Source organism: Plantactinospora veratri, assembly GCF_036421995.1.
Taxonomy (GTDB): Bacteria; Actinomycetota; Actinomycetes; order Mycobacteriales; family Micromonosporaceae; genus Plantactinospora; species Plantactinospora veratri.
This window is the reverse complement of record NZ_JAZGQL010000008.1, coordinates 155,639-180,250: the sequence shown is the minus strand read 5'-3', so window position 1 is coordinate 180,250 and position 24,612 is coordinate 155,639. Positions and strand designations below refer to the sequence as shown.

Annotated in this window: 23 protein-coding genes; 17 read left to right on the top strand and 6 right to left on the bottom strand. The window is 72.5% G+C overall.

Translation table 11 applies throughout. From position 1 onward, the window contains the following. Positions 1–71: 71 nt before the first annotated feature. Positions 72–1,244 (bottom strand): glycosyltransferase, encoded by a 1,173-nt coding sequence (locus tag V1634_RS13000; RefSeq protein WP_331208028.1) that lies wholly within the window; start codon positions 1,242–1,244, stop codon positions 72–74. A gap of 40 nt (positions 1,245–1,284) precedes the next feature. Then, positions 1,285–2,292: a glucosyl-3-phosphoglycerate synthase gene (locus tag V1634_RS12995; protein ID WP_331208027.1), complete on the bottom strand. Its 1,008-nt coding sequence runs from the start codon at positions 2,290–2,292 to the stop codon at positions 1,285–1,287. 261 nt (positions 2,293–2,553) lie between these two features. Between V1634_RS12995 and secA2 the strand changes: the two genes are divergently transcribed. The 3 genes from secA2 to V1634_RS12980 all read left to right on the top strand — a co-directional run bounded on the left by secA2 (position 2,554) and on the right by V1634_RS12980 (position 6,436). After that, a complete protein-coding gene (secA2, locus tag V1634_RS12990; protein ID WP_331208026.1) occupies positions 2,554–4,848 on the top strand; it encodes an accessory Sec system translocase SecA2 in 2,295 nt (764 codons plus the stop codon). 245 nt (positions 4,849–5,093) lie between these two features. Continuing rightward, positions 5,094–5,831: a GAF and ANTAR domain-containing protein gene (locus V1634_RS12985; RefSeq protein WP_331208392.1), complete on the top strand. Its 738-nt coding sequence runs from the start codon at positions 5,094–5,096 to the stop codon at positions 5,829–5,831. 98 nt (positions 5,832–5,929) lie between these two features. Further along, entirely contained in the window at positions 5,930–6,436 is a 507-nt protein-coding gene (locus V1634_RS12980; RefSeq protein WP_331208025.1) for a DUF2231 domain-containing protein, read from the top strand. 22 nt (positions 6,437–6,458) lie between these two features. On the opposite strand, the gene V1634_RS12975 is transcribed toward V1634_RS12980, so the two are convergent. Further along, positions 6,459–7,412: a DUF3500 domain-containing protein gene (locus tag V1634_RS12975; RefSeq protein ID WP_331208024.1), complete on the bottom strand. Its 954-nt coding sequence runs from the start codon at positions 7,410–7,412 to the stop codon at positions 6,459–6,461. A 349-nt stretch (positions 7,413–7,761) separates the two neighbouring features. Here V1634_RS12975 and V1634_RS12970 point away from each other — a divergent pair, with 349 nt between their 5' ends. Both V1634_RS12970 and V1634_RS12965 read left to right on the top strand, forming a co-directional pair. Next, a complete protein-coding gene (locus tag V1634_RS12970; RefSeq protein ID WP_407951779.1) occupies positions 7,762–9,219 on the top strand; it encodes an LVIVD repeat-containing protein in 1,458 nt (485 codons plus the stop codon). Between the two features lie 92 nt (positions 9,220–9,311). After that, a complete protein-coding gene (locus tag V1634_RS12965) occupies positions 9,312–9,683 on the top strand; it encodes a cupin domain-containing protein (protein ID WP_331208023.1) in 372 nt (123 codons plus the stop codon). A gap of 147 nt (positions 9,684–9,830) precedes the next feature. On the opposite strand, the gene V1634_RS12960 is transcribed toward V1634_RS12965, so the two are convergent. Beyond that, positions 9,831–10,937, bottom strand: coding sequence for a cellulose binding domain-containing protein (locus V1634_RS12960; protein WP_331208021.1), 1,107 nt, complete (start codon positions 10,935–10,937; stop codon positions 9,831–9,833). Between the two features lie 187 nt (positions 10,938–11,124). On the opposite strand from V1634_RS12960, the gene V1634_RS12955 reads away from it, so the two are divergent. From V1634_RS12955 to V1634_RS12940, 4 genes are read left to right on the top strand one after another with little or no spacing between them, the layout of a single operon-like run. Further along, positions 11,125–11,847 carry an N-acyl homoserine lactonase family protein gene (locus V1634_RS12955; RefSeq protein WP_331208020.1) on the top strand — a complete coding sequence of 241 codons (723 nt, stop codon included), beginning with the start codon at positions 11,125–11,127 and terminating at the stop codon, positions 11,845–11,847. A gap of 21 nt (positions 11,848–11,868) precedes the next feature. Further along, positions 11,869–12,246, top strand: a complete 378-nt coding sequence (locus V1634_RS12950; RefSeq protein ID WP_331208019.1) for a nuclear transport factor 2 family protein — start codon at positions 11,869–11,871, stop codon at positions 12,244–12,246. A 32-nt stretch (positions 12,247–12,278) separates the two neighbouring features. Beyond that, the gene (locus V1634_RS12945) at positions 12,279–13,838 is read left to right on the top strand and encodes a DUF4419 domain-containing protein (protein WP_331208018.1); all 1,560 of its coding nucleotides are present in this window, start codon (positions 12,279–12,281) and stop codon (positions 13,836–13,838) included. Positions 13,839–13,884: 46 nt separating this feature from the next. After that, positions 13,885–14,376, top strand: coding sequence for a DinB family protein (locus V1634_RS12940; RefSeq protein WP_331208017.1), 492 nt, complete (start codon positions 13,885–13,887; stop codon positions 14,374–14,376). A gap of 28 nt (positions 14,377–14,404) precedes the next feature. Here V1634_RS12940 and V1634_RS12935 read toward each other — a convergent pair whose 3' ends face one another. Next, positions 14,405–15,487 (bottom strand): nucleoside hydrolase, encoded by a 1,083-nt coding sequence (locus tag V1634_RS12935; protein ID WP_331208016.1) that lies wholly within the window; start codon positions 15,485–15,487, stop codon positions 14,405–14,407. A gap of 249 nt (positions 15,488–15,736) precedes the next feature. On the opposite strand from V1634_RS12935, the gene V1634_RS12930 reads away from it, so the two are divergent. Genes V1634_RS12930 through V1634_RS12900 form a run of 7 tightly spaced genes read left to right on the top strand, consistent with a single transcriptional unit; the run spans position 15,737 to position 22,606 of the window. Continuing rightward, positions 15,737–17,338 (top strand): ABC transporter substrate-binding protein, encoded by a 1,602-nt coding sequence (locus tag V1634_RS12930; RefSeq protein ID WP_331208015.1) that lies wholly within the window; start codon positions 15,737–15,739, stop codon positions 17,336–17,338. Then, positions 17,335–18,348: an ABC transporter permease gene (locus V1634_RS12925; RefSeq protein ID WP_331208014.1), complete on the top strand. Its 1,014-nt coding sequence runs from the start codon at positions 17,335–17,337 to the stop codon at positions 18,346–18,348. The genes V1634_RS12930 and V1634_RS12925 overlap by 4 nt, the downstream gene beginning before the upstream one ends. Further along, positions 18,341–19,225 carry an ABC transporter permease gene (locus tag V1634_RS12920; RefSeq protein WP_331208013.1) on the top strand — a complete coding sequence of 295 codons (885 nt, stop codon included), beginning with the start codon at positions 18,341–18,343 and terminating at the stop codon, positions 19,223–19,225. Before V1634_RS12925 ends, V1634_RS12920 begins: the two co-directional genes overlap by 8 nt. After that, the gene (locus tag V1634_RS12915; protein ID WP_331208012.1) at positions 19,222–20,271 is read left to right on the top strand and encodes an ABC transporter ATP-binding protein; all 1,050 of its coding nucleotides are present in this window, start codon (positions 19,222–19,224) and stop codon (positions 20,269–20,271) included. The genes V1634_RS12920 and V1634_RS12915 overlap by 4 nt, the downstream gene beginning before the upstream one ends. Further along, entirely contained in the window at positions 20,268–21,050 is a 783-nt protein-coding gene (locus V1634_RS12910; RefSeq protein ID WP_331208011.1) for an ABC transporter ATP-binding protein, read from the top strand. Before V1634_RS12915 ends, V1634_RS12910 begins: the two co-directional genes overlap by 4 nt. Positions 21,051–21,059: 9 nt before the next feature. After that, positions 21,060–21,875 carry an AraC family transcriptional regulator gene (locus V1634_RS12905; protein ID WP_331208010.1) on the top strand — a complete coding sequence of 272 codons (816 nt, stop codon included), beginning with the start codon at positions 21,060–21,062 and terminating at the stop codon, positions 21,873–21,875. Between the two features lie 11 nt (positions 21,876–21,886). Beyond that, positions 21,887–22,606, top strand: a complete 720-nt coding sequence (locus tag V1634_RS12900; protein ID WP_331208009.1) for an SDR family oxidoreductase — start codon at positions 21,887–21,889, stop codon at positions 22,604–22,606. A gap of 51 nt (positions 22,607–22,657) precedes the next feature. Here V1634_RS12900 and V1634_RS12895 read toward each other — a convergent pair whose 3' ends face one another. After that, entirely contained in the window at positions 22,658–23,200 is a 543-nt protein-coding gene (locus tag V1634_RS12895) for an MOSC domain-containing protein (protein WP_331208008.1), read from the bottom strand. 320 nt (positions 23,201–23,520) lie between these two features. Here V1634_RS12895 and V1634_RS12890 point away from each other — a divergent pair, with 320 nt between their 5' ends. Then, complete coding sequence (locus V1634_RS12890; protein WP_331208007.1) at positions 23,521–24,507, top strand: Scr1 family TA system antitoxin-like transcriptional regulator; 987 nt, start codon at positions 23,521–23,523, stop codon at positions 24,505–24,507. The last annotated feature ends 105 nt before the right edge of the window (positions 24,508–24,612 follow it).

Here is a 24,612-nt window from a genome sequence, read left to right as displayed (position 1 = left end):
CCTCTAACGGGTGAAAACCGACGAGACGGATCGGGTCGGCCGCCCGTCGGCCGTAGGCGGTACCGGACCCGTCAGGCCCGGACCGGGCTCGGCTCGACCGGGACCGGGCCGGCGGCGGCCCGGCGAACCTGGTCGTACAGCTCGACGTAGCGTTGCGCCATCGTCGCCGGGGTGAACCTCCGGCTCGCCTCCCGGCGGCAGTCCCGCTCGTCCAGCCGGCCGGCCTCCCGCACCAGGTCGGCCAGGCCCTCCTCGTCCTCGGCGAGCAGTCCGGTCCGACCGTGCTCGATCAGCTCCGGCAGGCAGCCCCGGCCGATCGCCAACACGGGGGTACCGAGGGCCAACGACTCGATCACCGCCGTGCCGCCGGGCTCCTCCCAGCACAGCGGGAAGAGGCTGGCCCGGGCCGCCGCGACCAGGTCGTCCCGGGCGCTGCCGGCCACCATCCCCACCCAGCGGACCCGGTCGCCGTCCACCAGCGGGGCGACCTGTTCGCGCCAGTACCGTACGTCCGGGTTCTGTCCCGCCTCCGGCCCGGCGCCGGCCAGCTCCTCCGGTCGCAGGTACGGCCCGACCGGTCCGGCCAGCACCAGGTCGAACCCGGCCTGGTGGGCGAGCCGGGCCCCCACGTGCTGCCCCTTGCCCGGGGTGATCCGCCCGAGGATCACCAGGTGGTCGGACTTCTCGGCCGGTGGCCGACGGTCGGCCGCCACCGCCAGCGGGGTGGCCAGGTGCACGTGCCCCACCGCGTGGTCCCGCAACGCCTGCGGGGCCCGGGCGAGCTGCGCGGCCGAGACCCCGTTGACCCGTACCCGGTCGCCGCCGTCCAGGTATCCGTAGAGGTCCGGATGCTTGCCGAGGTCCCAGTGCAGGGTGTGCAGCGCCGGCCCGCTTCCCGGACCCATCGCGGTCAGCACGGCCAGCCCGACCGCCTCCACGTGGTCGTGCACCAGGTCGATGTCGTCCCGCTCGCGAAGTGCCCGGACCACCCCGTTCAGGTGCGCCTGCGAGATCCCGCAGACCTGGTTGTACGGCCGTTGCAGCGCCCCGAACTGGCCGTCCGGAAAGACCGACAGCAGTTCGTCGACCGGCAGCGTGGCGTCGGCGGTCGAGGCGAGCACCACCCGCACGCCCAGCCGGCGCAGCTCCGGGACCAGCGTGGCGACGACGTTCTCGATCCCGCCGTACCCGGGCGGCGGCACCGGGAGCCACGGGCCGGCGTTCATCAGCACGGTCAGACCCATCCGTCCTCCCCGGCCCGCCCGGCGGCACCGCCGCGCCCGGTCATACCGCCGCTCCCCGGGACGACGGCCGGAGTTCCACCAGCGGCGGGCGTTCCCGGACGGAGACGTCACTGATCACGATCTCCCGATCCAGGTTGGGTAGCGCGCTGCTGCCGTCCCGGCGGAACTGCACCAGCAGGTTCCCCGGCGGCGCGCTCTCCTCGACCAGGCCCCGCCGGCAGAGCCGCTGCCACACGGTGTGCATGATCTGTCCGGACATCCGGCCGAGCGCCTCGGTGTCCTGGTGCCGGTGCAGGCGTTCGCCGAGGTCGACCTGGGCCAGCGCGTCCAGACCGCACATCTCCAGCAGGTCGATCAGCATCGCCGTCTCGACGCCGTAGCCGGAGACGAAGGGCACCCGTTCGAGTACGTCCCGGCGACCGGCGTACTCCCCGGCGAGCGGCTGGACGAACCCGGCCAGTTCCGGCCAGAAGAGGTTGAACAGCGGTCGGGCCACCAGCTCGGTCACCCGGCCACCGCCCTCCGCCTCGACGCCACTGGTGCCGACCAGCGGGCGGTGGTAGAAGCCCTTCACGAACGCGACCGACGGGTCGGTGAGCAGCGGGCCGAGCAGGCCGGTGACGAAGTGCGGCTGGAACTCCCGCAGGTCGGCGTCGACGAAGGCGACCAGGTCCCCGCTCGACGCGGCCAGCCCGGCCCAGAGCGCGTCCCCCTTGCCGTCCAGCCGGGGCAGCCCCCGGGTCATCTCGTCCTGGCTGACCACCCGGGCCCCGGCCGCCGCCGCCACGACGGCGGTCCGGTCGTTGGATCGGGAGTCGACCACGACCACCTCGTCGACGAGTTCGACCTGCTCGACCAGGCAGGCCCGGATCGCCGCCACGATCGCGCCGACGGTGGCCTCCTCGTCCCGGGCCGGGATCACCACACTGACCGTGCGGGTCCCCTTCAGGTGTGCCAGTTGTCGCGGCGTCCACTGGTCGGCCACCCCGGTACGGTGGGTGGACCACGCCTCCAGCGCCGGTGACACGGGTGTACGCGAGCGCCGCATGGCGACCTCCCCCGCTGCCTCGACCGGCGCCCGCCCGGGCCCCGGTGCAGCCCTCCAGCCTTCCCCGCCGGCCCCGGATCAACCGTCCCGGCACCCGGACGACAGCACCCGGCGGACGGGTCACCGGACGCCGCTCACATTCCGCCCATCCGGGCACACCCGGGCGGTACGGACATCCGGCCACCGAGCCGGCCGGGAGTGGACCCGGCACCGGCCGGGCGGGCCGCACTTTGCCGGAGAGTTCGCGTACCGTTGCCCGTCATGGGTGTGTCGCAACGGTTGAAGACCAGGGTCCGGCGTTTCCTCCAACGTCCGGGCACCACAGTTGATCTGGCGCCGCTGGAGAAGCTGCTGCCCACGATCGAGGCACGCGAGGAGGAACTCACCGAACTCGACGACGCCGCGCTGACCGAGGCGGCCGGCAAGGCCGAGGACTTCGTCGAGATCTGCGCGGTGGGCCGCGAGGCCGCCCGGCGCGGGCTCGACCAGCGGCCCTACGACGTCCAGCTACTCGGCGCCATGTCGCTGCTGGCCGGCAAGGTCGCCGAGATGGCCACCGGTGAGGGCAAGACGCTGACCGCGACGATCGCCGCGTACGGGCACGTGCGGCGGGGCAACGGGCCGGTGCACGTGCTCACCGTCAACGACTACCTGGCCCGCCGGGACGCCGAGTGGATGGAGCCGGTCTACCGGCTGCTCGGGCTGACCGTCGGCTGGGTGACCGAGGCGTCCACCCGGGAAGAGCGCCAGGCGGCGTACGCCTGCGACGTCACCTACGTCTCGGTCAGCGAGGCCGGCTTCGACTTCCTCCGCGACCAGCTCGTCACCGACATCGACGACCGGGTGCAGCCGCCGCTGACCACCGCGATCGTGGACGAGGCCGACTCCATCCTGATCGACGAGGCCCGGGTGCCGATGGTGCTGGCCGGCGCCGTGCCGGGCGAGCAGGACCCGGTGCACCAGGCCGCGGCGGTGGTCCGTGGGCTGCGTTCCGGGCGGCACTACACGGTGGCCGACGACGGCCGCAGCGTCGCCTTCACCGACGCCGGGCTGGCCGAGGTCGAGTCCCGGCTCGGCGGCGTCGACCTCTACGACGACGAGCACGTCGAGCAGCTCTCCGCGGTCAACGTCGCCCTGCACGCGCACGCGCTGCTGCACCGCGACGTCGACTACATCGTCCGCAACGACGGGGTCGAGCTGATCGACGAGATGCGCGGCCGGGTCGCCCAGCGCCGCCGCTGGCCGGACGGGCTCCAGGCCGCCGTCGAGGCGAAGGAGGGACTCGACGCCACCGCCGAGGGTGAGGTGCTCGGCACCATCACCGTGCAGGCGTACGTCGCGCTCTACAAGACCGTCTGCGGGATGACCGCCACGGCGGTGCTGGTCGGCGACCAGTTGCGGGAGTTCTTCTCGCTGGAGGTCGCGGTGATCCCGCCGAACACCCCCTGCGTCCGGATCGACGACCCGGACCGGATCTACGCCACCCGGGGTGAGAAGGAAGAGGCGCTGATCCAGGAGATCCAGGAGCAGCACGAGACCGGCCGCCCGGTGCTGATCGGCACCCTGGACGTGCAGGAGTCGGAGCGGCTCGCCGAGGCGCTGCGCGAGGCCGGGGTGCCGTGCACGGTGCTGAACGCCAAGAACGACGCCGAGGAGGCGGCGATCATCGCCGAGGCCGGCAAGTACGGCGCGGTGACCGTCTCCACCCAGATGGCCGGCCGGGGTGTCGACATCCGGCTCGGCGGCAGCGACCAGGCCGACCGGGACCGGGTCGCCGAACTCGGCGGGCTCTTCGTGATCGGCAGCGGCCGGCACGACAGCCGGCGGGTCGACGACCAGCTCCGGGGCCGGGCCGGCCGGCAGGGCGACCCCGGCCGCTCGGTCTTCTTCGTCAGCCTTGAGGACAACCTCGTCGTCCGGCACGCCCCGGACGCGATCCCGCCGTCGCCCCGGATGAACGCCGACGGTCTCGTCACCGACGAGCAGGTCGACTTCGCCGTCGAGCACGCCCAGCGGATCGCCGAGGGCGTCAACCACGAGATCCACCGCAACACCTGGCGCTACAGCGTGGTGATCGAGCAGCAGCGCAAGGCGCTGGCCGAGCGCCGGGAGCGGCTGCTCACCACCGAGGTGGCGGCGCAGATGCTGACCGAGCGCTTCCCGGACCGGGCCAAGGAGATGGACGAGGAACTCCTCTCCCGGGTCGGCCGGTCGATCGCGCTCTACCACCTCGACCGGCTCTGGGCACAGCACCTGGCCGAACTCTCCGAGGTGCGCGAGGGCGTACACCTGCGGGCGCTCGGCCGGCTCGACCCGCTCGACGAGTTCCACCGGTCCGCGGTGCCGGCGTTCAACGCGCTCGTACCGGAGATCGAGACCCGCACGGTGGAGACCTTCGAGGAGAACGAGTTCGACGACGACTGGCAGCCGGGTGAGGGTGAGCTGGCGCGACCCAGCGCCACCTGGACCTACCTGGTGCACGACAACCCGTTCGGCTCGGAACTCGACCGGCTGATCGCCGCCGTCGGACGCCGGCTCAGCTCCAGCCCGCGCTGACCCGTACCGCATCCGGAACCCCGGGGTTGATCGTCGGAAGCCTGACGGCAACCCCGGGGCGGGTGGGATCGTTCTCTTCCTGGAACGGGTGGTTTGTCCACCCGGCGCTCGGGTAGTAGCGCAGGTCCGTACCGGCGCGGGGTCGGTGACGGCGGGGGAGAGGCGACCATGAGACAGGCGACGGTGCGAGCCGGACGTACCGCGGGGGGCGCGGTGGTGGCGGGGGTTCCGGAGCGGTGCTGAGGCTGAGGACGACGACGGAGCCGTCGACCGAAGCCCCGGGCGTGCTGGAGACCGCCGCCCTGCTCCGCGAAGTGACTGCCGGACTGATCGCGAGCGACGACTTCGACGCCGCTCTGGACCGGCTGGTACGTACCGTCCGGGACGCCATCCCGGCGGTGACCTGGTGCGGCGTCACCGTGCTGCGGGCCGGGGCGCCCGCCTCGGTCGCGGCCTCGGAGTCCCGCCTCGGCGACCTCGACGACGTCCGGCACGGCCCGGACGGCCCGGCGATGACGGCGATCCGTTCCCGGGAGATGGTCTGGTCGGCAGACCTGCGTACCGAGACCCGGTGGCGGCCGTGGACCGGCCGGGCGCTGGCACTCGGCGTACGCGGGGTGCTCGCCGTACCGGTGGACGTCGACGAGCACGTGGTCGGGTCGATCAACCTGTACGCCCGCGAGCCCGGCGTGCTGACCGCCAGTCAACAGCTCACCGCGATGCTGCTGGCCGAACACGTCGGATTGCTGCTCGGCGCGGTCCGGGACCGGTCCCGGCAGACCGAACTGGCCGACGCGGCCGACGACACGCTCTCGGCTGGTCAGGTCATCGACCAGGCGGTCGGGGTTATCATGACCCAACGTGGCTGTCCGGCCACGGAGGCGCTACGGGTGTTGCGGTCCGCCTCGGCGGCGCTGGCCATTCCGTTGCGGGACGTGGCCGAGCGGCTGGTCACCTCGGTGGCTCGTCGTCGCGACAACTGACCCTCCGCCGTGGTCCGCGCGATGCGGCGTCGTTTCGGCGGGGTGGCCCGGGGGTAGCACGCTGGGGCTGGTCGACGAACGAGCCGGGAGGCGCCACCATGCAGAGCCGCCTACGCGTGCACGGTCATCCGATCCAGCCGATGCTGGTGACCTTTCCGTACGGCCTGTTCGTCTGCGCCACGGTCTTCGACCTGGCCGACGTGGTCGGCGGCCCGGCGATCCTCGGGCTGGTCGGCTACTGGACGGCGGTGGCGGCGCTGGTCGCGGGCGGCCTCGCGACGGCGGCCGGCATGATCGACCTGTGGGACGTGCCCGGCGATCCGACCCGGCGCACCGCAGTCACCTTCAACCTGGTGAACGCCGCCGTGGCGGTGCTCTTCGTCTTCGCCTGCCTGATCAGGTCCGGTGTGCCGGAGCACGGGGCGAGCGCCGGCATGGTCGCGGTCGAGCTGCTCGGCCTGCTGGTGGGCGCGGTCGGGGTACGGCTCGGCGGCAGCCTGGTGCGGCAGTTCGACCAGGGGCGTGCCGAGCCGACGAGCTTCGACGGGTTCGGCCCGCCGGCCAGCTCGGTCGCCGGGGGCTTCGGCCGACGTCGCGGCGGCTGACCGCGACCGGCGCTCGGCGTCGTCAGGGGTGTGCGGTGGCCCGGTGCTCGGCGAGCAGGTCGGCACCGAAGTCGCCGCGCGGGCGGCGCAGCACGCTGTGCGCGTGGTTGCCGTCCTCGCTGGTGTTGTCGTACTCGATGAGCAGGTCCTCGCCCTGGACGCGGTAGTAGTGCCGCCCGCCCGGCCTGGTCGGACCCTCCCAGGCGAAGTAGACGTCACCCCGGCCGACCCGGGCCGCCTCCTGGCGGGCCAGCTCGGGCGGGAGCCGGTCGAGATAGAGCGCGACGAGCTGGTCGAGCAGCGCCCGGCCGCTCGGTCCGAGTGCGCCGGCCCGAAGCCCGACCGGTTCGATCCGGCTGTCGAAGCGTGCCCGGGTGCCGCTGCGGATGTCGGCCGGTGCCTGGTCGGCGACGATCGCGGCGCCGCGCCCGTCCGGGCCGACCGCGTCGAGCAGGGCGCGGGCGAGATCCTCCTCCGGCCCGAGTGGCCGGCTGACCGGTCGGCCGGCGTAGCTCACCGTCGCCGGGTTGGCGCCGAGGAAGAGCGGGGCGGGGGAGACCCGGTCTCCGGCGACGGTCATCGTCACCGACAGGTGGTGCCCCTCGAACCGCCATGACCACTGGTCCTCCCGGGCCGGGTCGCCGAAGACCACGATCCGGTAGTCGTCGCTGTGCCGCCCCCGGCGCCACTCCTCCTGCCGGTCGAGTACCTCCTCCAGGGCCATCACGGCGGTCGCCTGCGCGTACGCGTGTGGGCTCAGCGCGGTGGCCAGCAGCCGGTGGGTCGCCTTGCGGCCGGTCCGGTCGAGGTCGGCGAGGCAGGCGCCCGGTCGGGGCAGCGGCCGGTACTCGATCCAGCGGCGGCCGGCCTCGTCGCCGAACGGACGGCTGGCCAGCGCCCGGGCCGGCCCCGGTAGCGCGTCCAGCAGTGCGGTGGCCGCCGTCCGCATCTGCCCGGCCAGGTTGGTGTTGCGCATTCCCCCTGTATACCGGCTGTCCCGGCGGTCCTGGCGACCAGGCTCTCGGCCGTGCGGCGGGCCGTGCGGTCGGCCGGCTCGGGCGGCCGGCTCCGGCGGCACCTGCCGGCGTGCGGCGGCGGCCGGTCTGCGCGCCCAGCCCGCCGGTTGTCCGTCCGGGTTGGACGGTCTTACCGGGCTTGCCCGGCTTCCCGGCGGAACCGGTTGATGCCTTGTGGAGAGTGCCTGGTCGGAGGATGATCGGAAGAAGTTCCTTGATCGTCAATAATGTGACTGGGATCACATCGACGTCCACCATCTCCAGGTAAGGTCTGCTCAATCGTTAACCCCTTTCGAAGGGTGCCGCCAGATGTTCAGACTCTCCCCACAAGGGCCGCGGCGACTCCGGATCGTCGGGCTCGCCGCTCTCTCCTTCCTGGTGGTGACCGTTGCCGTCGCTCCGGCAGGCAATGCCCAACCAATGGCCGCGACCGACCGGACCACATCGGACGTCGCCGCCCCGCCGGGCGTGGACGAGATCTCCAGCAGCCCCAACCTCCGCCAGATAGCCAACGTCCCGAAGCAGGGCACCTTCGCCACCGAAGGCGCTCTCGACTCGGACCTCGCCTTCCAGGACCGGTACGTCTTCGCCGGCAACTACGAGGGCTTCGTCATCTACGACGTCAAGAACCCCGCCCGACCCACCATCGTCTCCCAGGTGCAGTGCTCGGGCTCGCAGAACGACATCTCGGTCTACGGCGATCTGCTCTTCCTCTCCACCGACGACCCGCGCAGTGACGACTCGTGCAACAGCACGAGCGTGCCGCGCACCGAGACGGTCTGGGAGGGCATCAAGGTCTTCGACATCAAGGACAAGCGCAACCCGCGCTACGTCAAGTCCGTGAAGACCGCCTGCGGCTCGCACACCCACACCCTGGTGCCGAGCAAGGACAAGAAGTCGGTCTACCTCTACGTGGCCTCGTACGGACCGTCGGACACGTACGCCGGCTGCGCGACGCCGCACGACTCGATCTCGATCGTCAAGGTACCGGTGAAGAAGCCGACCCAGGCCGCCGTGGTGGCGGTGCCGAACCTCTTCCCGGACGGCGGCAACCCCGGTGGCAACGGCAGCTCGACCACGAGCGGCTGCCACGACATCACCGTCTACCCGAGCAAGGACCTGGCCGCCGGTGCCTGCATGGGTGACGGCATCCTGCTGAACATCGCCAACCGCGAGGCGCCCCGGGTGATCAACCGGGTGCGGGACACGGTCAACTTCTCGTTCTGGCACTCGGCGACGTTCAACAACTCCGGCACCAAGGTCGTCTTCACCGACGAACTCGGCGGCGGCTCCGGCGCGACCTGTGTCGAGACCGTCGAGCCGACCCGGGGCGCCAACGCCATCTACGACATCGCCGGTCGGGGTGACGGCCGCAATCTGGTCTTCCGGAGCTACTACAAGATCCCGCGGCTGAACACCACCCTGGAGAACTGCGTCGCGCACAACGGTTCGCTGATTCCGGTGCTCGGCCGGGACATCATGGTCCAGGCGTGGTACCAGGGCGGCGTCTCGGTCTTCGACTTCACCGACTCGGCCCGTCCGGTCGAGATCGCCTACTGGGAGCGGGGTCCGCTCTCGACCGACCGCCGGATCATCGGCGGATCGTGGTCGGCGTACTGGTACAACGGCCACATCTACTCCAACGACATCCAGAAGGGCCTGGACGTCTTGGAGCTGCGGGACTGGCGGATCTGGACGGCGCACCTGACCCGGTTCAAGGAGCTGAACGTGCAGACCCAGCCCAGCTACCTGGGCAGCAACTGGTAACCACAGCGGTACGCACCGGGCGGCCCGGTCCCCGCGAGCGGGGGCCGGGCCGCTCCCGTGATAACTTGCCCGACCTGTGGAGGGGAGGGCCGGTGCGGGACGGCATCTACGTCGGCCAGGCCGAGATCGACGGTGCACAGAACGGCGGCTGGCTGCTCGGCCACTTCATGCCGCCCGGGGTGGACGTGCGGCACAGCGCCGAGGTGGAGGTCAAGTGGGGCGTACACCCGGCCGGTGACACCCGGGCCGAGTGGGTGACCGGGGAACGGCGTACCGCCCTGTTGGTGCTGGTCTCCGGCCGGTTCCACGTCGAGCTGCGGGACCGTACCGTCGTGCTGACCCGGCCGGGTGACTACGTCGTCTGGGGACCCGGGGTCGACCACTCCTGGCTGGCTCCGGAACCGGCGGTGGTGCTCACGGTCCGCTGGCCGTCGGTGGCCGGCTACAAGGTCCCCGCGAGCTGAGTCCGCCGCGCGGGTCGGCCGTACTCCGGTGCGGGGCGGCCGGCGGGGTCCGGGAAACGGTACCGGGTCCCCGTGCCCAGTGGGGCCGACCGCCGCGACGGGGGCACGCGGGGCCGGTACTGGGCACGGGGACGTCCTCGGTGCCGGTCAGCCCAGTGCGCAGCTGACCGCCGGGGCCGGATTGCTGCCGGTCCAACTGCCGACGAAGCCGAACGTGGCCGTACCGCCGGGAGCGAGCGAGCCGTTCCAGCCGACGTTCCGGGCGGTCACGGTGCTGCCGCTCTGCGACACGGTGGCGTTCCAGGCCTGGCTGACCTGTTGGCCGGCGCCGAAGGTCAGCTCGGCTGCCCAGGACCGGCCCGTCGCGGTGCCGTTGTTGCGAACCGTCACCTCACCCTGGAAGCCGCCCTGCCACTGCCCGATGCTCCGGTAGGTCGCCGCGCAACCGCCGGCCGGCGGCGCGGTGGTGCTCGGCGGCGGGGTCGGGGTCCGGGTCGGCGGTGGCGTCGGGGTCCGGGTCGGCGGCGGGGTGGGCGTGGCGCCGTCCAGCACCGCCGCCAGCGCGGGGTACCACCGGTCGGACATCTTCTGGTCCCCGGCGGCGTTGGGGTGCACCCCGTCGTAGGTGTCGCTGCCCGTGCTGAAGCCGGTCCACTGGTCGACCACCACGATCGGCGATCCGGCGGTGCTCTTCGACGCCGCCCAGCCCGGAATGGCGTCGTTGAGCGCCACCACCCGCTGGCCACACTCGGCGCAGGTGCTCGGTGCCATCGGGATGATCTTCGCGACCAGGATCTTCATCGCCGGGTTGCTGGCCCGCATCTGGTCCACCAGCTTCCCGTACGCGGCGAGGATGGTGGCGGGGGCCCGGTTGCTCCAGACGTCGTTGGTGCCGAAGTGCATCAGTACGACGTCCGGGCGGGTGGCGGCGAGCCACGGCGGAAGCTGGTTCTGGTCGGCCACTGTGGTCACCAGGGCGCCGCCGTGCCCCTCGTTCTCCCCGTCGTACGGCTGTCCGCAGCCCTGCGGGCCGAGCGTGCCGACGAAGTCGATATCGGTGTACCCGGTGTTCTGCAACCGGTTCCAGAGGATGGCGCGCCAACAGCCCGGGGAACCGGTGATCGAGTCGCCGAGCGGCATGATGCGCACGGGTGCCGGTGCCTCCGCCGGGAGCGCGGGTCTGGCGACGACGACCGTGCCGAGCGCGACGACGAGCGCGGCGAGCACGATGCTGAGCAGGGGCCTGCGGAGCATGGTTGTCTCCTGTCACGGTGTTAGGGGTGGAACGTGCCCGGCCCTGTGCGCCCGAGATATTCAAACAGGTAACTGGATCAGAACTCAACCGGTACCTTCCGCGTACTGTCCGTCGTCGGCGTGCCGGCGGTTACGCGGGTGGTGAACGGGGCTATGCCAGCCTGTCGCCGGAGGCGAGGATGAACCGGTGACACAGCTCGACACGGCGGTACGCCGGCTCGACCTCGGCTATCTCGTCCGGCCGGCGGCGGAGGCGGGCGAGCCGCACCCCCGGGTCGAGCCGGCGTACGGCTACCTCGTCCGGCGACCGGAGGGGCTGCTGCTCTTCGACACCGGCATCGGCGAGGTCGACCCGGGGACCGAGGCGCACTACCGCCCGGTCCGCCGGTCGGCGCTGGCGGCCCTGGCCGCCGCCGGGATCGGCCTCGACGAGATCTCGCTGGTGGTCAACTGCCACCTGCACTTCGACCACTGTGGTGGCAACCCGGCCCTGGCCGGCCGGCGGATCGTGGTGCAGCGGGCCGAGCTGGCCGTGGCCCGACAGCCGGGCCACACCATCCCCGAACTGGTGGACTTCCCGGGTGCCCGCTACGAGGAGCTGGACGGCGAGGCCGAGATCTGGCCGGGGGTGTGGATCCTGCCCACCCCGGGGCACACCGTCGGGCACCAGTCGCTGGTGGTACGCCAACCGGACGGCACCCTCGTCCTGGCCGGGCAGGCCCACGACTTCGCCTTCCAGTTCGGCTCGGCCCAGCTCGCCCTGCGGGCCGCCCGGGACGGGGTGGCCCCGCCGCTGCCGCCGGTGCCGGGGTGGCTGCCCCGGCTGATGGACCTCGACCCGGCCCGGGTGCTCTTCGCGCACGACGGTGCGGTCTGGGAACCGACGTCCGACGAGTGGCGCCGGGCGTGACGACGCGGAAGGTGGGGCCAGATGTCCGATGACGCCAGGGTGGAGGCGCTGCGCGAGGCCGAGCGGCGACTCCAGGCGGCCCAACTCGCCTCGGACGTCGCCGAGCTGGACCGGCTGCTCGACGAACGACTCGTCTTCACCGGCCCGGACGGCAACCACTACGGCAAGCAGGACGACCTGCGGGTGCACCGCACCGGGGAGCAGGTCCTGACCGAGGTACGGCAGGAGGAGTTGACCGTCCTGGTCAGCGGCGACACCGGGGTCACCTGTTTTCTCGGCACCCTGTCGGGGACGATCGCCGACACGCCGTTCACGGCCCGGGTGCGGTACACGCGCACCTGGATCCACGTCGAAGGTCGCGGGTGGCGACTGCTGGCGGCACACGTCAGCGCCGTATGACCACCTCCGGTGCGCGGCGCTAGGGTCACCGGATGGTGATCTTTCCGGTCGACGACGTCACCCCCGCCGCCGAGCCGCTGCCGACCCGACCGCTCGGAGAGCTGTTCGACGACGCGATCGTCGTCGGCGGAGACCCCACGCTGCCGGCGCTGGAGCCGAACGGCGTACATCCGCTGCTCGGTGCCGTGGGAAGGGCGTTCGCCGACCACCGTCCGCTGGTGCTGTCGCCGGACGCGGTGTGGCTGACCATCGCGCAGGGCGTCGCCCAGCATGTCCGGCTGCACGCGGAGGAGCTGCGCCCCCGACTGGTGCGCCACTCCGGTCGCAAGCGGCTGGAGGTCGTCGTCGACGGCGCGATGCCGGGGAGCGCGGACGCCTGGCGCGACATGGTGGAGCTGTTCGGCAAGCTGCTCCGGGCCGAGGGCGTCGACTCGGACCTCTTCGAGTGCGACTTCTCCACCAGTACGGAGGTCGAGCGGGTCGCCGGGCGGATCGTGCTGCTCGACGCGTACTCGCCGTACTTCGCGATCTGGATGGTCTTCGTCTGCGGGATCCCGTCGATCACCCTGACCGGCACGGTCGAGGACTGGCGGCGGATCCGGGACCGCGTGGACGCCCTCGCGGATCTCGGGCTGACGACCTGGAGCCGGTCACTGGCCCCGATCCTCGACCAGTTCGTCCGAGCCGCGTCCGGCGATGTCGACACCGCCTTCTGGCAGCGCATCTACAGCCCGGTCGACGCGTACGGCGGCGAGGTGGTGACCGGTTGGGTGGCGCGGCTCTACCCGTACCTCCGCGGGGACGCCGTCGCCGACGTGCCGAACCCGCTGCTGGAGCTGCCGATCGGCGAGCCTCGGGACATCGCCGCCGCGCACGGCTTCTATCACGGTCCCGGCATCCGGACCGACCAGGTGCCGGCGACCATGTCCCGGGTGGTCGTCAACGTCAACGACCGGGTCGGCGGCGACAACCGGGTGCTGGCCCTGCACGGCGGCCTGGCGGCCGTCACCCAGGACGACGACGGCGCGCTGCGCCCGGTCGCCGGCTGGCATCTGGGGCCGGCGACCGTCGCGATCGACGACGTGCTGGACCGGATCGTCCGCGACCACCGGACCACCCCGCCGCAGCCCGGCCACCCGATGCACACGCACACCGACCCTGATCTCGTCGCGCTCTATCGACGGATCGGCTCGGCGACCCTCTTCGACGGCGGGTGGCGGCTGCTGCCGGCCGCCGAGCAGGAGTGGATCTTCGACGACGTCGGTGACCTCGGGGTCGCGGTGATCGGCGAACTCGCCGACGGCCGCAGCCTCTGCGCCGCCGCCGACTTCACGGCCCAGACGACGCACTGGGTCGCCTGCCGGATCGCGCGGGATGCGGCCGACCGGCCGGGCACACCTGGACCGCTGCGCCTGGTGGACCGGCTCGCCGAGGTGCCGGTGTACGGCAGCTCGCTGGCCCTGCTGCTCGACGCCGCACTGGACTCCGGCGGCGACATCCGGCACCTCGAAACCGGTCGGCTGGACGCCCTGGCCGAGGCCGTGGCCGGGAAGCACCCGGCGGTGGACGGACGCGATCCGGGCGTGGCCTGAGGGTGGATCGGATCCGCCGGACCTCCCGGTCGTACCCTTGGCGGTCGTGGAGCGTTGCGACGAGTGCGGGTTCGACTATTCCTCCGTGCCGGCCGAGGCGCTGCCCGACCGGCTCCGCGAGTTCGGTCCAAGGTATTCCACCGGGCTACGCAGGGCACGGGACCCGCGACGGCGCCCGGCCGAGCGGGTGTGGTCGCCGCTGGAATACACCTGCCACGTGCGGGACGTCTTCCGGGTCCAGGGGGAGCGGCTCGCCCTGGCGCTGGCGGTGGACGAACCGGAGTTCACGCCGATGGGACGGGACGAGCGGGTGGTCGCGGACGCGTACAACGAGCAGGATCCGGCCGTGGTGCTCGGCGAACTCGGCGCGGCGGCCGGGGAACTGGCGACCGCGTTCGGCAGGCTCGGCCCGGCGGAACTCGCCAGGACCGGCAGCTATCCGTGGCCGCAGCGGCAGGTCCGGACGCTGTTGTGGCTGGGCCGGCACAGCGTGCACGAGGGCGAGCACCACCTGCTCGACGTCGGCCGCGGCTCGTAGCCGGACGTCACCACCGCGCCTTGCCCGATCAGCGGCGACCGTTGAGCGAGTCGAGGAGTCGCTCCTCGAACGCGGTCCGGTCCGCCTCGAAGGCGGCCCGGACCCGGGCACCGTCACGGTCGATCACCGTACGCCCGGACTGCTCGCCCGCCTGCACGATCGAGATCGGCACCGTACGCCGCGCGGTGACGACGTCGTCGTGCACCAGCCAGACGGCGGCGAGCGCGTCCCACCAGTACATGATGCCGAGGTCGATCAGGGCCGCCAGGTCGGGCTGGCTGGCGATCCGGTACGCGATCCGCGCCCCCGGTGCGGTCTGCTCGGCGCCGAGCCGGGCAACGAAGTCCGGGGTGATCGGCACGAACCGGGTGGCGTCGAGCGGCACCAGGCGTACGGTGCCGGGCCGGGCCCGGAGCAGCATCCGCCGCGCCGAGGGCGGATCCATCCACATGTTGAATTCCTGCGAGTTGTCGAATCCGGGCAGTGCGGAGCCGTACAGGTTGCCGGGCACGGCCAGCGCGCCACCCATCACGTAGATCCGGGCCAGCCGGTCGGCCACCCCGGGGGAGGCGAGCGCGTCGGCCAGGTTGGTCATCGGGCCGGTGGCGAGGAGGACGACGTCCCGGGGTGCCGTCCGGGCGGCTCTTTCGATGAGCCGGGCGGCGCTGAGCGGTGACGGCGGCACCGGATGGTCGGCGTCGTCGAGCGCACCGGTGAGTACCGTCTCGATCGTGGTGACCAGCTCCGGCGGCGCGGGATTCACCCCGGCTCCGGTGGCGCCGTCGGCGACGGGTATCCGGGGCAGGCCGCACTGGTCCAGTACGCTGCGCGCGTGGGTCAGGGCCCGGTGCGCCGCGCCGAAGCCGTTGTTGGCCACGGTGACCGCCCGCAGGTCGATCCGACCGAGCTTGTGTTCCTCGCAGAGCAGCGCGAGCGTCGACGCGTCGTCGAAGTCCATGTCGCTGTCGTAGATGACCGGAACCGGCCCACCGGCCGGCCGCCCGGCTTCGGCCGCAGCGGCGGCGGTGAGGGCCGGACCGGGCCACTGCCCGGCGAGTACGACCCCGACGGCGAGCATCGCCGTCACGGTCCGGCGCGGTAACACCTGCACTGTGACACCTCCCCGTTTCGGCCACTGTCTCGAAGATAGACGGTGATCGACGGTGCCGGGTGCCGCGCCAACCTCCGGGCCACAGGTGAACGGTCGAACCTCCGGCCGGTGACCAGCACAAGATCAATAGCTTAATGCGAGATGCCCGTTGTTGCCAAACTTTTGCAACTCTGCCACCGTGATCAACCGAGGGTGCCGGCGCGAGCCGGTCGCCCCCGCGTTCATGTCCGACCTCCGTGGGAGACCTCCGTGATCCGGATCCGTCCGACCGCCCGCCGACTCGTGGCGGTGGCCGCCGCCGGTGGCCTGCTCGCCGTCGCGTCCTGCTCGTCGTCGACGGCACCCGGGGCGTCCACGGCCGCCGGTGACACCTTCGTGGTCGCCACCGGCGGCGAACCGGACACGCTGAACCCGGTGCTCAACTACGGTGTCGACGGAGCATCGCTGATCTTCGACGGCCTGGTCGCCCGGGACGCGCAGAACCGGCTGGTGCCGGGGCTCGCCACCGAACTGCCCACGGTCTCGACGGACGGCCGGACCGTGACGGCCAAGCTGCGCGACGGGGTGCTCTTCCACGACGGTGCGCCGCTCACCTCCGCCGACGTGGTCTTCACCTACCGGACCGTGCTGGACCCGAAGGTCGACTCCACGCTCCGGTCCGACCTGGAGATGCTGGAGTCGGTCGAGGCACCGGACCCGGCCACCGTGGTGTTCCGGCTCAGGCACGCGTACGCGCCGTTCCTGCAACGGCTCACCCTCGGCGTCGTGCCGGCCAAGGCACTGAGCGGGCAGGACGTCAACAAGGCCGGGTTCAACCGCAAGCCGGTCGGCACCGGCCCGTACCAGGTGGAGTCCTGGACCCCCGGGGACCGGCTGGTACTCACCGCCAACGACCGCTACTTCGCCGGGAAGCCGACGAACCGGCGGCTGGTGGTGGCGTTCGTCGCCGACGACAACATCCGGGCCCAGCGGATGCGGGCCGGCGAGTTCGACGTCGCCGAGCTGGCCCCGAAGCTCGCCGCCGGCTTCGACGGCGGCGCCGGCTACCGGGTCGAGCGGGTGCCGACCGCCGACTACCGGGGCGTGATGCTGCCGATGGGCAACCCGGTCACCGCCGACCCGGCGATCCGGCGGGCGCTCAACCTCGCCGTCGACCGGGCCGCGATGGTCGGCGGGGTGCTCGGCGGCGCCGGTGAACCCGCCTACGGACCGGTCCCGCCCACCTCGGAGTATGCCGAACCGGCCGTCGCCGGCAAGCCGACCGCCGATCCGGCCGCCGCCACCGCGCTGCTCGACGCCGCCGGCTGGATCCCCGGTGCGGGCGGCATCCGGGCCAGGGACGGCCGCCCGGCCCGGTTCACCCTGATGTACCCGGCCAGCGACAGCCTCCGCAAGGAACTGGCGCTGGCGGTGACCGCCGACGCCAGGAAGGTCGGCATCGAGATCACCCCTGCGGGCCTGACCTGGGACGCCATCGACCCGCGACTCAACTCCGACGCGCTGATCATGGGCTACGGCACCCCGTACGACCCGGACTTCGTCTCCTACAAGCTGTTCGGGTCCCGCTTCGCCGGGCAGGGCTACTTCAACCCCGGGCACTACAGGTCCACAGTGGTCGACCAGGCGTTGCAGCAGGGCCGGGACCAGTCCGACCCGGTCCGGCGCAAGCAGGCGTACTCGACGTTCCAGAAGCAGCTCGCCGCCGACGTGCCATGGGTGTACCTGACCTATCTGAAGCACACCTACGTGCTGCGGGACTCGATCGACGGGGTGGCGCCCCGGGTCGAGCCGCACGAGCACGACGTGGCGAACAGCCTCTGGTGGAACATCAACACCTGGACCCGGCGGTGACACGACCATCAACGCCGGTCAGGCGTCGGGGCCGGCTCGCCGGGGCGGGCACGGTGGTACGCCGCCGGCTGCTGGTCGCCGTACCGGTGCTCGTCGCCACCAGCATCGGCATGTTCGCCCTCGGCGCGGCCAGCCCGGTCGACCCGGCGAAGCAGTACGCCGGGGCCGCGGCGTTCACCACCAGCGAGGAGAACCTCGCGCAGATCCGGGCCAACTGGGGCGTCGACGACCCGCTGCCGGTGCAGTACCTGCGCTGGGTCGGCAACCTGCTCCGGGGTGATCTGGGCTGGTCGACCAGTCGACACGAGGCGGTCGGCTCGGTCATCGCGGCCCGGGCCGGTTGGACGCTGCTGCTGGTCGGCGCCGCGCTCGCCGTCGTACTCGTGGCGAGCCTGCTGCTCGGGTCGCTGGCCGCGTACCGCCGTGGTGGGCTCTTCGACCGCGGCCTGCGGGCGGCGGCGTTCGCGGTCCAGTCGATGCCGGTCTTCTGGCTCGGGCTGGCCGCCATCGCCCTCTTCGCGCTCGCCCTGGGCTGGCTGCCGGCCGGCGGGCTGACCGACGTCACCGCGACCGGCACCTCGTGGAGCGACGTCGCCCACCACCTCGTGCTGCCGATCGGCGTCCTGGCGGTCTCCCAGGCCCCGTGGTTCGTGCTCTTCGTCCGGGACGCGGTCGCCGACAGCCTCCGCGACGACCACGTGCTCGCCGCCCGGGCCCGGGGACTGCCCGGCCGCACGGTGCTGTTCGGGCACGCGCTGCGTACCGCGCTGCTGCCGTTCCTCACCCTGGTCGGCACCCACCTGCCCGAACTCGTCGGCGGTGCGGTGCTGGTCGAGACCGTCTTCTCGCTGCCCGGACTCGGCGCCGTCACCGTGCAGGCCGCGCTCGGCAGCGACTTTCCGCTGCTCGCCGCGATCACCCTGCTGACCACCGCCGTGGTGCTGGCCGCGAACCTCGCCGCCGACCTCGGCTACGCCGCCGCCGACCCCCGGGTGCGCCTCGATGACTGACCTGACCCGTACCCGTGTCCGCGCCGCCGGCTGGCGGCCCCGTTTCCGGCTGCGGCCCGGCCAGGCAGGTGCGGCCGTGGCCGGTGCGGTGCTGCTGGTGGCGATCGTCGCCTGCCTGGTCGCGCCGCTGCTCTGGCCGCTCGACCAGAGCGCCGTCGCCCTGGACCGGATCCGGCTGGCCCCCTCCTGGGATCATCCCGCCGGCACCGACGACCTCGGCCGGGACGTCGCGCACCGGGCCCTCTACGGGCTGCGGGTCTCGCTGCTCGTCGGTGCGGTCGCCGCACTGGTCGCCACCGTGATCGGCGGCATCGTCGGCGGGATCGCCGGCACCGTCGGCGGCCGGGTGGACCGGGTACTGATGCGGATCGTCGACACCGTCGCCGCCCTGCCGCACCTGCTGCTCGGCATCTTCATCGTCGCGATGCTCCGCCCCAGCCTGGGCGCGGTGATCGCCTCGATCGGGCTCACCCACTGGCTCTCCACCGCCCGGATCGTCCGGTCGGAGCTGCTGAGCCTGCGGACCCGGCCGTTCGTCGACGCGGCGATCAGCGGGGGCGCGAGCCGGCTCCGGGTGCTGACCCGGCACCTGCTGCCGCACGTACTGCCCCGGCTGGCCCTGGCCGTCACGCTGATGATCCCGCACGCGGTCTGGCACGAGACCGCGCTCTCCTTCCTCGGGCTCGGCCTGCCGCCACACCTCGCCTCACTCGGCAACATGATCAACGACGGCCAGGGATCGCTGCTGGCCGGCGCCTGGTGGGCCAGCCTCGCCCCGGGCGCGGTCATCGTGGTGGTCACCCTGGCCATCGCCGTGGTCGCCGCCCGCTGGCGGGACCGGCTCGATCCCCGCGTCCGAGCGGAGCTACAGCTGTGAAGACCACCTCGCGATCGGGTACCACCGCCAGCACCGCCGGCCCGGCACGATCCGAGGCCGCCGGTCCGGCGCGCTCCGGTGGCGCCGCGCCGGTGCTCAGCGTCGACGGGCTCACCGTCCGGTTCCGGCTCCGGGACGCGACCGTGCACGCCGTCAGCGACCTCGCCCTCACCATCCACCCGGGGGAGCTGCTGGCCGTCGTCGGCGAGTCCGGCTGCGGCAAATCGGTCCTCGCGCACGCCCTGCTCGGGCTGCTGCCCCGCAACGCCACCGTCACCGGCCAGGCCCGACTGCACCAGCCGGACGGCGGGCAGCTCGACCTGGTCACCTGCGGTGAACGGGTACTCGCCGGCTCGGTCCGGGGCCGGCGGGTCGGTCTGGTACCGCAGAGCCCGGCCACCGCGCTCAACCCGGTGCGTACCGGCCGTCGCCTGATCGAGGAGACCCTGCGCGCACACCGGCACACCCGCGCCGAAGCCGCCGCCGGGGCGGAACGCGCCGCCACCGAGGTCGGCCTCGACATCGCCGACCTGGACCGCTACCCGCACGAACTCTCCGGCGGCATGGCGCAGCGGCTGGTCACCGCGCTCGCCCTCGCCCCGGACCCCACCCTGCTGATCGCCGACGAACCCACCAGCGGGCTGGATCAGCCCCTGGTCGAGCAGACCCTCGACCTGCTCCGCCGCAGGTGCGACAGTGGACAATCCGTCGTGCTGATCACCCACGACCTCGCCGCCGCCGAACGGGTCGCCGACACCGTCGCCGTGATGTACGCCAGCCGCGTCGTCGAGCACCAACCCGCCGGGCGGTACTTCACCGCACCCGCCCACCCGTACGCGGCCGCGCTGCTCGACGCGCTGCCGGGCCGCGCCTTCCGGGCCGTACCGGGGTATCCGCCGATGCTCACCGCGCTGCCGGAGGGCTGCGCCTTCGCCGCCCGCTGCCCGTACGCCACCGACGCCTGCCGGCGGCAACCGCCGTTGGCGGCGTACGACGCGGGGGCGGTCGCCTGCCACCACCCGCTCTCCGCCGGAGTCCCGTCGTGACCGAACCCCTACCCACACCCGCACCGGGATCCGGACAGCTCGCCGCGCACGAGGTCACCGCCGGCTACCGGCGACAGGTGGTGCTCGACCGGGTCAGCCTGCGGATCGACCGGGGTGAGACGGTCGGGTTGCGGGGACCGTCCGGTGGCGGAAAGTCCACCCTGGTCCGGGTCCTCGCCCTGCTGCACCGGCCGGACGGTGGCCGGGTGACGGTCGACGGTACGCCGGTCACCGCCACCCGCTACGCGGTGCCGGTGGCCGTCCGTACCCGGATCGCGGTCCTCTTCCAGAGCCCCCGCGCCGCCGCCGACCCACGGCTGAGCCTGACCGACCTGATCGCCGAGCCGCTCCGCGCCACCCGGCACCCGGCCGACGAGATCCGCCACCGGGTCGCCGAACTCGCCGACCTCGTCGGGCTCACCCCCGACCTGCTCGGCCGGCGCCCGCACGCGGTCAGCGACGGGCAACTGCAACGCGCCTGCCTGGCCCGCGCCCTCGTGCACCGCCCGGACTATCTGCTCTGCGACGAGGCCACCGCCATGCTCGACGCCTCCACCCAGGCACACGTCGCCGCCGTGATCACGGAGTACCAGCAGGCGCACCGGGCCGGGGTCCTGCTCGTCACCCACGACCCGGCGCTGATGGCCCGCTGGGCGGACCGGGTCGTCGAGCTACCGGCGGCGGCGCCGGAAGCCGACAAGGCAGGGACGTCGAGCGGGGCTGAGACGTCGAGCGGCGTCGACCGGGGTGTCGAAGCTGGTGAGCCCGGCCGGTCATGATGGTGGCTGATGGCCCGGCTGACGCAGCTTCATTCGATACCGGCGGAAGCGCAGGCGGTGGCGTGCGAGAGCATCGTCCGGCTTCCGCACCCACGGCTGCGCCAGCACGTGCTCGGCTATGCCGGATTCCGGGCCGGATCGGTGACCCGGATCCCGCACCGGCTCCTGCCGTTGAGTTACGCCATCCTGCTGGTCGACTTCGCCGACCCGGACGCGCTGGTCACCGGGGCGCGCAGCACGGCGACGGTGGCCGGGCGCACCGACTGGGCGTACGGGGTCAGCGTCGGGCTGACCCCGGCCGGGGTGTCCGCGCTGCTCGGCGTACCGATGCCGGAGCTGACCGAGGTCACCGCCCCGCTGTCGGACCTGGCCGGCCCGCGCGCCGCCGGGCTGGCCGAGCGGCTGTGCGGGGCGCCGGACTGGCCGAGCCGGTTCGCCCTCCTCGACCGGGTACTCGCCGGCTTGCTGGCCGGTGCACCGGCCGGGTCGGCGGACGCGCTGGCCACCGCGGCCTGGTGGCGGCTCTCGCACAGCCCTGAGCGGCTCCGGATCGGCGTTCTCGCCGACCGGCTCGGAGTCAGCCGTCGTCGCCTCGAACTCGGCTTCCGCCGCCAGATCGGCCTGACACCGGGCACCGTCGCCCGGACCGCCCGGTTCCAGCACGCGGTCCGGTTGCTCGTCCAGGGCGCGGACCTGGCGGGCACGGCGGCCGAGACCGGGTACGCCGACCAGCCGCACTTCACCCGCGAGGTGCGGGCGCTCTCCGGCCTCACCCCGACCGAGCTGTGCGCATTTCTTCAAGACCACGCGCTTGGCTCCGGATAGCGTCCCAGCGCATGAGACTGGATGGCAGGACGGCACTGGTCACCGGCGGTTCCCGGGGAATCGGCCGGGCGATCGTGCGACGGCTCGCCGAGGCCGGCGCCCGGGTGGTCTTCACCTACCGGAACGACCGGGCGGCGGCCGACGAACTCGTCTCCGGCTACGGCGATGTGGTCGCCGTCCGCGCCGACCAGGCGGACCTGGCCAGCCTCGGGCCGATGTTCGCACCGGTCCGCGACGGCCTGGACATCCTGGTCAACAACGCCGCGATCGGCCCGGCGACGCCGATCGCCGAACTGACCGGCGAGGAGTTCGACCGGGTGATGACGGTCAACGCGAAGTTTCCACTGCTGGCGATGCGCGAGGCGGCCACGTTGCTGCGGGACGGCGGCCGGATCGTCAACATCTCCACCCTCAACACCGTGCTGCCGGCACCGGGGCTCGCCCTCTACTGCGCCAGCAAGGCCGCCCTCGAACAGTTCACGGCGGTGGCCGCCCGGGAACTCGGCCCCCGGGGCATCACCGTCAACACGGTCTCGCCCGGCGCCACCGACACCGACCTGCTCCGGGCGTCGAACCCGGCCGAGGCGCTGGCCAGTACCGCGACGCTCACCGCGCTGGGCCGGCTCGGCCTGCCGGACGACATCGCCGCCGTCGTCGCCTTCCTCGCCGGACCCGACGCCGGATGGATCACCGGACAGAACATCCGGGCGACCGGCGGTCTGCTCCTCTGAGGCACTCCGCTGCTCTGAGGCACTCCGCCGACGGCGGGTGGGTGGGGCGGATCAGACCCGGTCGAGCGGCCGGTGTGGCTCGGCCGGCAGTTCCACGGTGATCTCGTCGCCGGGCCGGATCTCGCCACCCTCGCGTACCACGCCCATGATGCCGGCCAGCCGGACCAGGTTGCCGGCCTCGTCGCGCCGGACGACCCGCTTGAGCAGGCCGGCCTGGAAGTTGTCGATCTGCGCGCACGGGTTGCGCAACCCGGTCACCTCGACCACGGCCGCGTCGCCGAGCCGGAGCAGCGTGCCGACCGGCAACCCGAGCAGGTCCACACCCCGGGTGGTGACGTTCTCGCCCATCTCGCCGGGTGCCACCTCGTGACCGGCCGCGCGCAGCTCGTCGTGCAACTCGGCGTGGATCAGGTGTACCTGCCGGAGGTTCGGCTGGGTCGGATCCTGTGCCACCCGCGAGCGGTGCTTGACGGTGACGCCGAGGTGCGCGTCGCCCTCCACGCCCAGCCCGGCCAGCAGCCGGATGCTGTCCCGGGTCGGCTTGCTGAAATGGTGCCCCTCGTTCCGGGACACCGCCGTCACCACCGCGCCCATCAGACCCCCCGTCCGGTGTGAGCCGCGCGCCGCCGGCCCCGGCGGTCGCGGGCAGTCGCTTTGATCATAGTCCGGTCGTGCCGGGCACCCGCGCGGTACGGGTTGAGCAGGTCCGAGCAGAACCGGCCGGTTTGTGGGGAGAGGCCGTGCAGCCCGGTACTGGCCGCAAACCGGTTCAGAACGATGGAATCTGGGTGGTGACACTCCGCTGTGGACCGGACTACGCTGACCGGCGATCGGATGATCGCAGAGAGTGATCACCCGAGGTTGTGGGGGCGGCTGACGGCGAGAGTCCGGTATGAGCAGGGGAGTCAGAGCAGATGACCATGTCACCGTCCGAGTTCCTGATCCGGGAGTTGCGACGCCGCAGAGTCGCCGCCGGTCTCAGTCAGGAGGCGCTGGGGGAGTTGATGCACTTCTCCGGCTCACACGTCAGCTCGGTCGAGACCGGCCAACGCCCACCGACGCCGAGGTTCCTCAAGGTGGCCGACGAGGTACTGAACACCGGCGGCCTGCTCATGAGCATCTACGAGGACCTCGTCAAGGCCGACCTGTCCCCCGTTTGGGTTCGCGAATGGCTGGAGTACGAGGCCGAGGCGGAGACGCTACGCACCTTCGAGAACACGACGATACCCGGCCTGCTCCAGACCGAGGCTTACGCTCGGGCGATTTTCGCCAGCGGTGGCATGTTGACGCCGGACGAGGTCGAGCGCCGGGTGGCAGCCCGGATGGAGCGGCAGGCGGTGTTGCAACGGGAGAACCCGCCGCACTTCACGGCGGTGCTGGATGCCGGGGTGCTGCGGCGCCCGGTCGGCGGGCCGGAGGTGATGCGTGAACAGTTGCTCCACCTGGTCAAAGTCGTGACGGAGATGCCGCACGTGCGAGTGCAGATCGTTCCCGAAACAGTCGGGGCGTACCCTGGGCTCGGCGGCCCCTTCGCGATCGCCACCCTTGCCGGCAATGAGCACATCGGCTACCTGGACAACATGTCTAAAGGGCAGGTGGTGCAGGGTGGCCCGGAACTGAGCTGGATCCTCAAGGCGTGGGAGGCGATCCGCTCCGAGGCGCTGCCGCACCAGCAGTCGGTCGAACTGATATTGGAGGCGGCGGAACTAATGGGCGACCTGACTGGCGCTAACTGGCGGACGAGTTCTCGTAGCGGCCAGAACGGCGGCAACTGTGTCGAGGTGGCGGACAATCTGGTGGGCGTGGTCGCGGTGCGGGACAGCAAGGACCGGTCGGGACCGGTGTTGCGTTTCGCGCCGGCGGCCTGGCGTGCGTTCGTCGGGCGGCCACCCGCTCGGTAACAGGGTGGTCGGAACCCGGGCGGCGGTCGATCGCCTCGGGAGTGATCTCGCCCGGCCCACCGGTCGTCCGGCTGTGCGGCACCAGATTCTGCAACCGGAGTACCC

What these genes read in the sequence shown, in the direction of transcription:
- V1634_RS13000 (WP_331208028.1), bottom strand. Translation starts at nt 1,244, where the DNA reads ATGGGTCTGACCGTGCTGATGAACGCCGGCCCGTGGCTCCCGGTGCCG.
- V1634_RS12995 (WP_331208027.1), bottom strand. Translation starts at nt 2,292, where the DNA reads ATGCGGCGCTCGCGTACACCCGTGTCACCGGCGCTGGAGGCGTGGTCC.
- secA2 (WP_331208026.1), top strand. Translation starts at nt 2,554, where the DNA reads ATGGGTGTGTCGCAACGGTTGAAGACCAGGGTCCGGCGTTTCCTCCAA.
- V1634_RS12980 (WP_331208025.1), top strand. Translation starts at nt 5,930, where the DNA reads ATGCAGAGCCGCCTACGCGTGCACGGTCATCCGATCCAGCCGATGCTG.
- V1634_RS12975 (WP_331208024.1), bottom strand. Translation starts at nt 7,412, where the DNA reads ATGCGCAACACCAACCTGGCCGGGCAGATGCGGACGGCGGCCACCGCA.
- V1634_RS12970 (WP_407951779.1), top strand. Translation starts at nt 7,762, where the DNA reads ATGTTCAGACTCTCCCCACAAGGGCCGCGGCGACTCCGGATCGTCGGG.
- V1634_RS12960 (WP_331208021.1), bottom strand. Translation starts at nt 10,937, where the DNA reads ATGCTCCGCAGGCCCCTGCTCAGCATCGTGCTCGCCGCGCTCGTCGTC.
- V1634_RS12950 (WP_331208019.1), top strand. Translation starts at nt 11,869, where the DNA reads ATGTCCGATGACGCCAGGGTGGAGGCGCTGCGCGAGGCCGAGCGGCGA.
- V1634_RS12945 (WP_331208018.1), top strand. Translation starts at nt 12,279, where the DNA reads ATGGTGATCTTTCCGGTCGACGACGTCACCCCCGCCGCCGAGCCGCTG.
- V1634_RS12920 (WP_331208013.1), top strand. Translation starts at nt 18,341, where the DNA reads ATGACTGACCTGACCCGTACCCGTGTCCGCGCCGCCGGCTGGCGGCCC.
- V1634_RS12905 (WP_331208010.1), top strand. Translation starts at nt 21,060, where the DNA reads ATGGCCCGGCTGACGCAGCTTCATTCGATACCGGCGGAAGCGCAGGCG.
- V1634_RS12900 (WP_331208009.1), top strand. Translation starts at nt 21,887, where the DNA reads ATGAGACTGGATGGCAGGACGGCACTGGTCACCGGCGGTTCCCGGGGA.
- V1634_RS12895 (WP_331208008.1), bottom strand. Translation starts at nt 23,200, where the DNA reads ATGGGCGCGGTGGTGACGGCGGTGTCCCGGAACGAGGGGCACCATTTC.
- V1634_RS12890 (WP_331208007.1), top strand. Translation starts at nt 23,521, where the DNA reads ATGACCATGTCACCGTCCGAGTTCCTGATCCGGGAGTTGCGACGCCGC.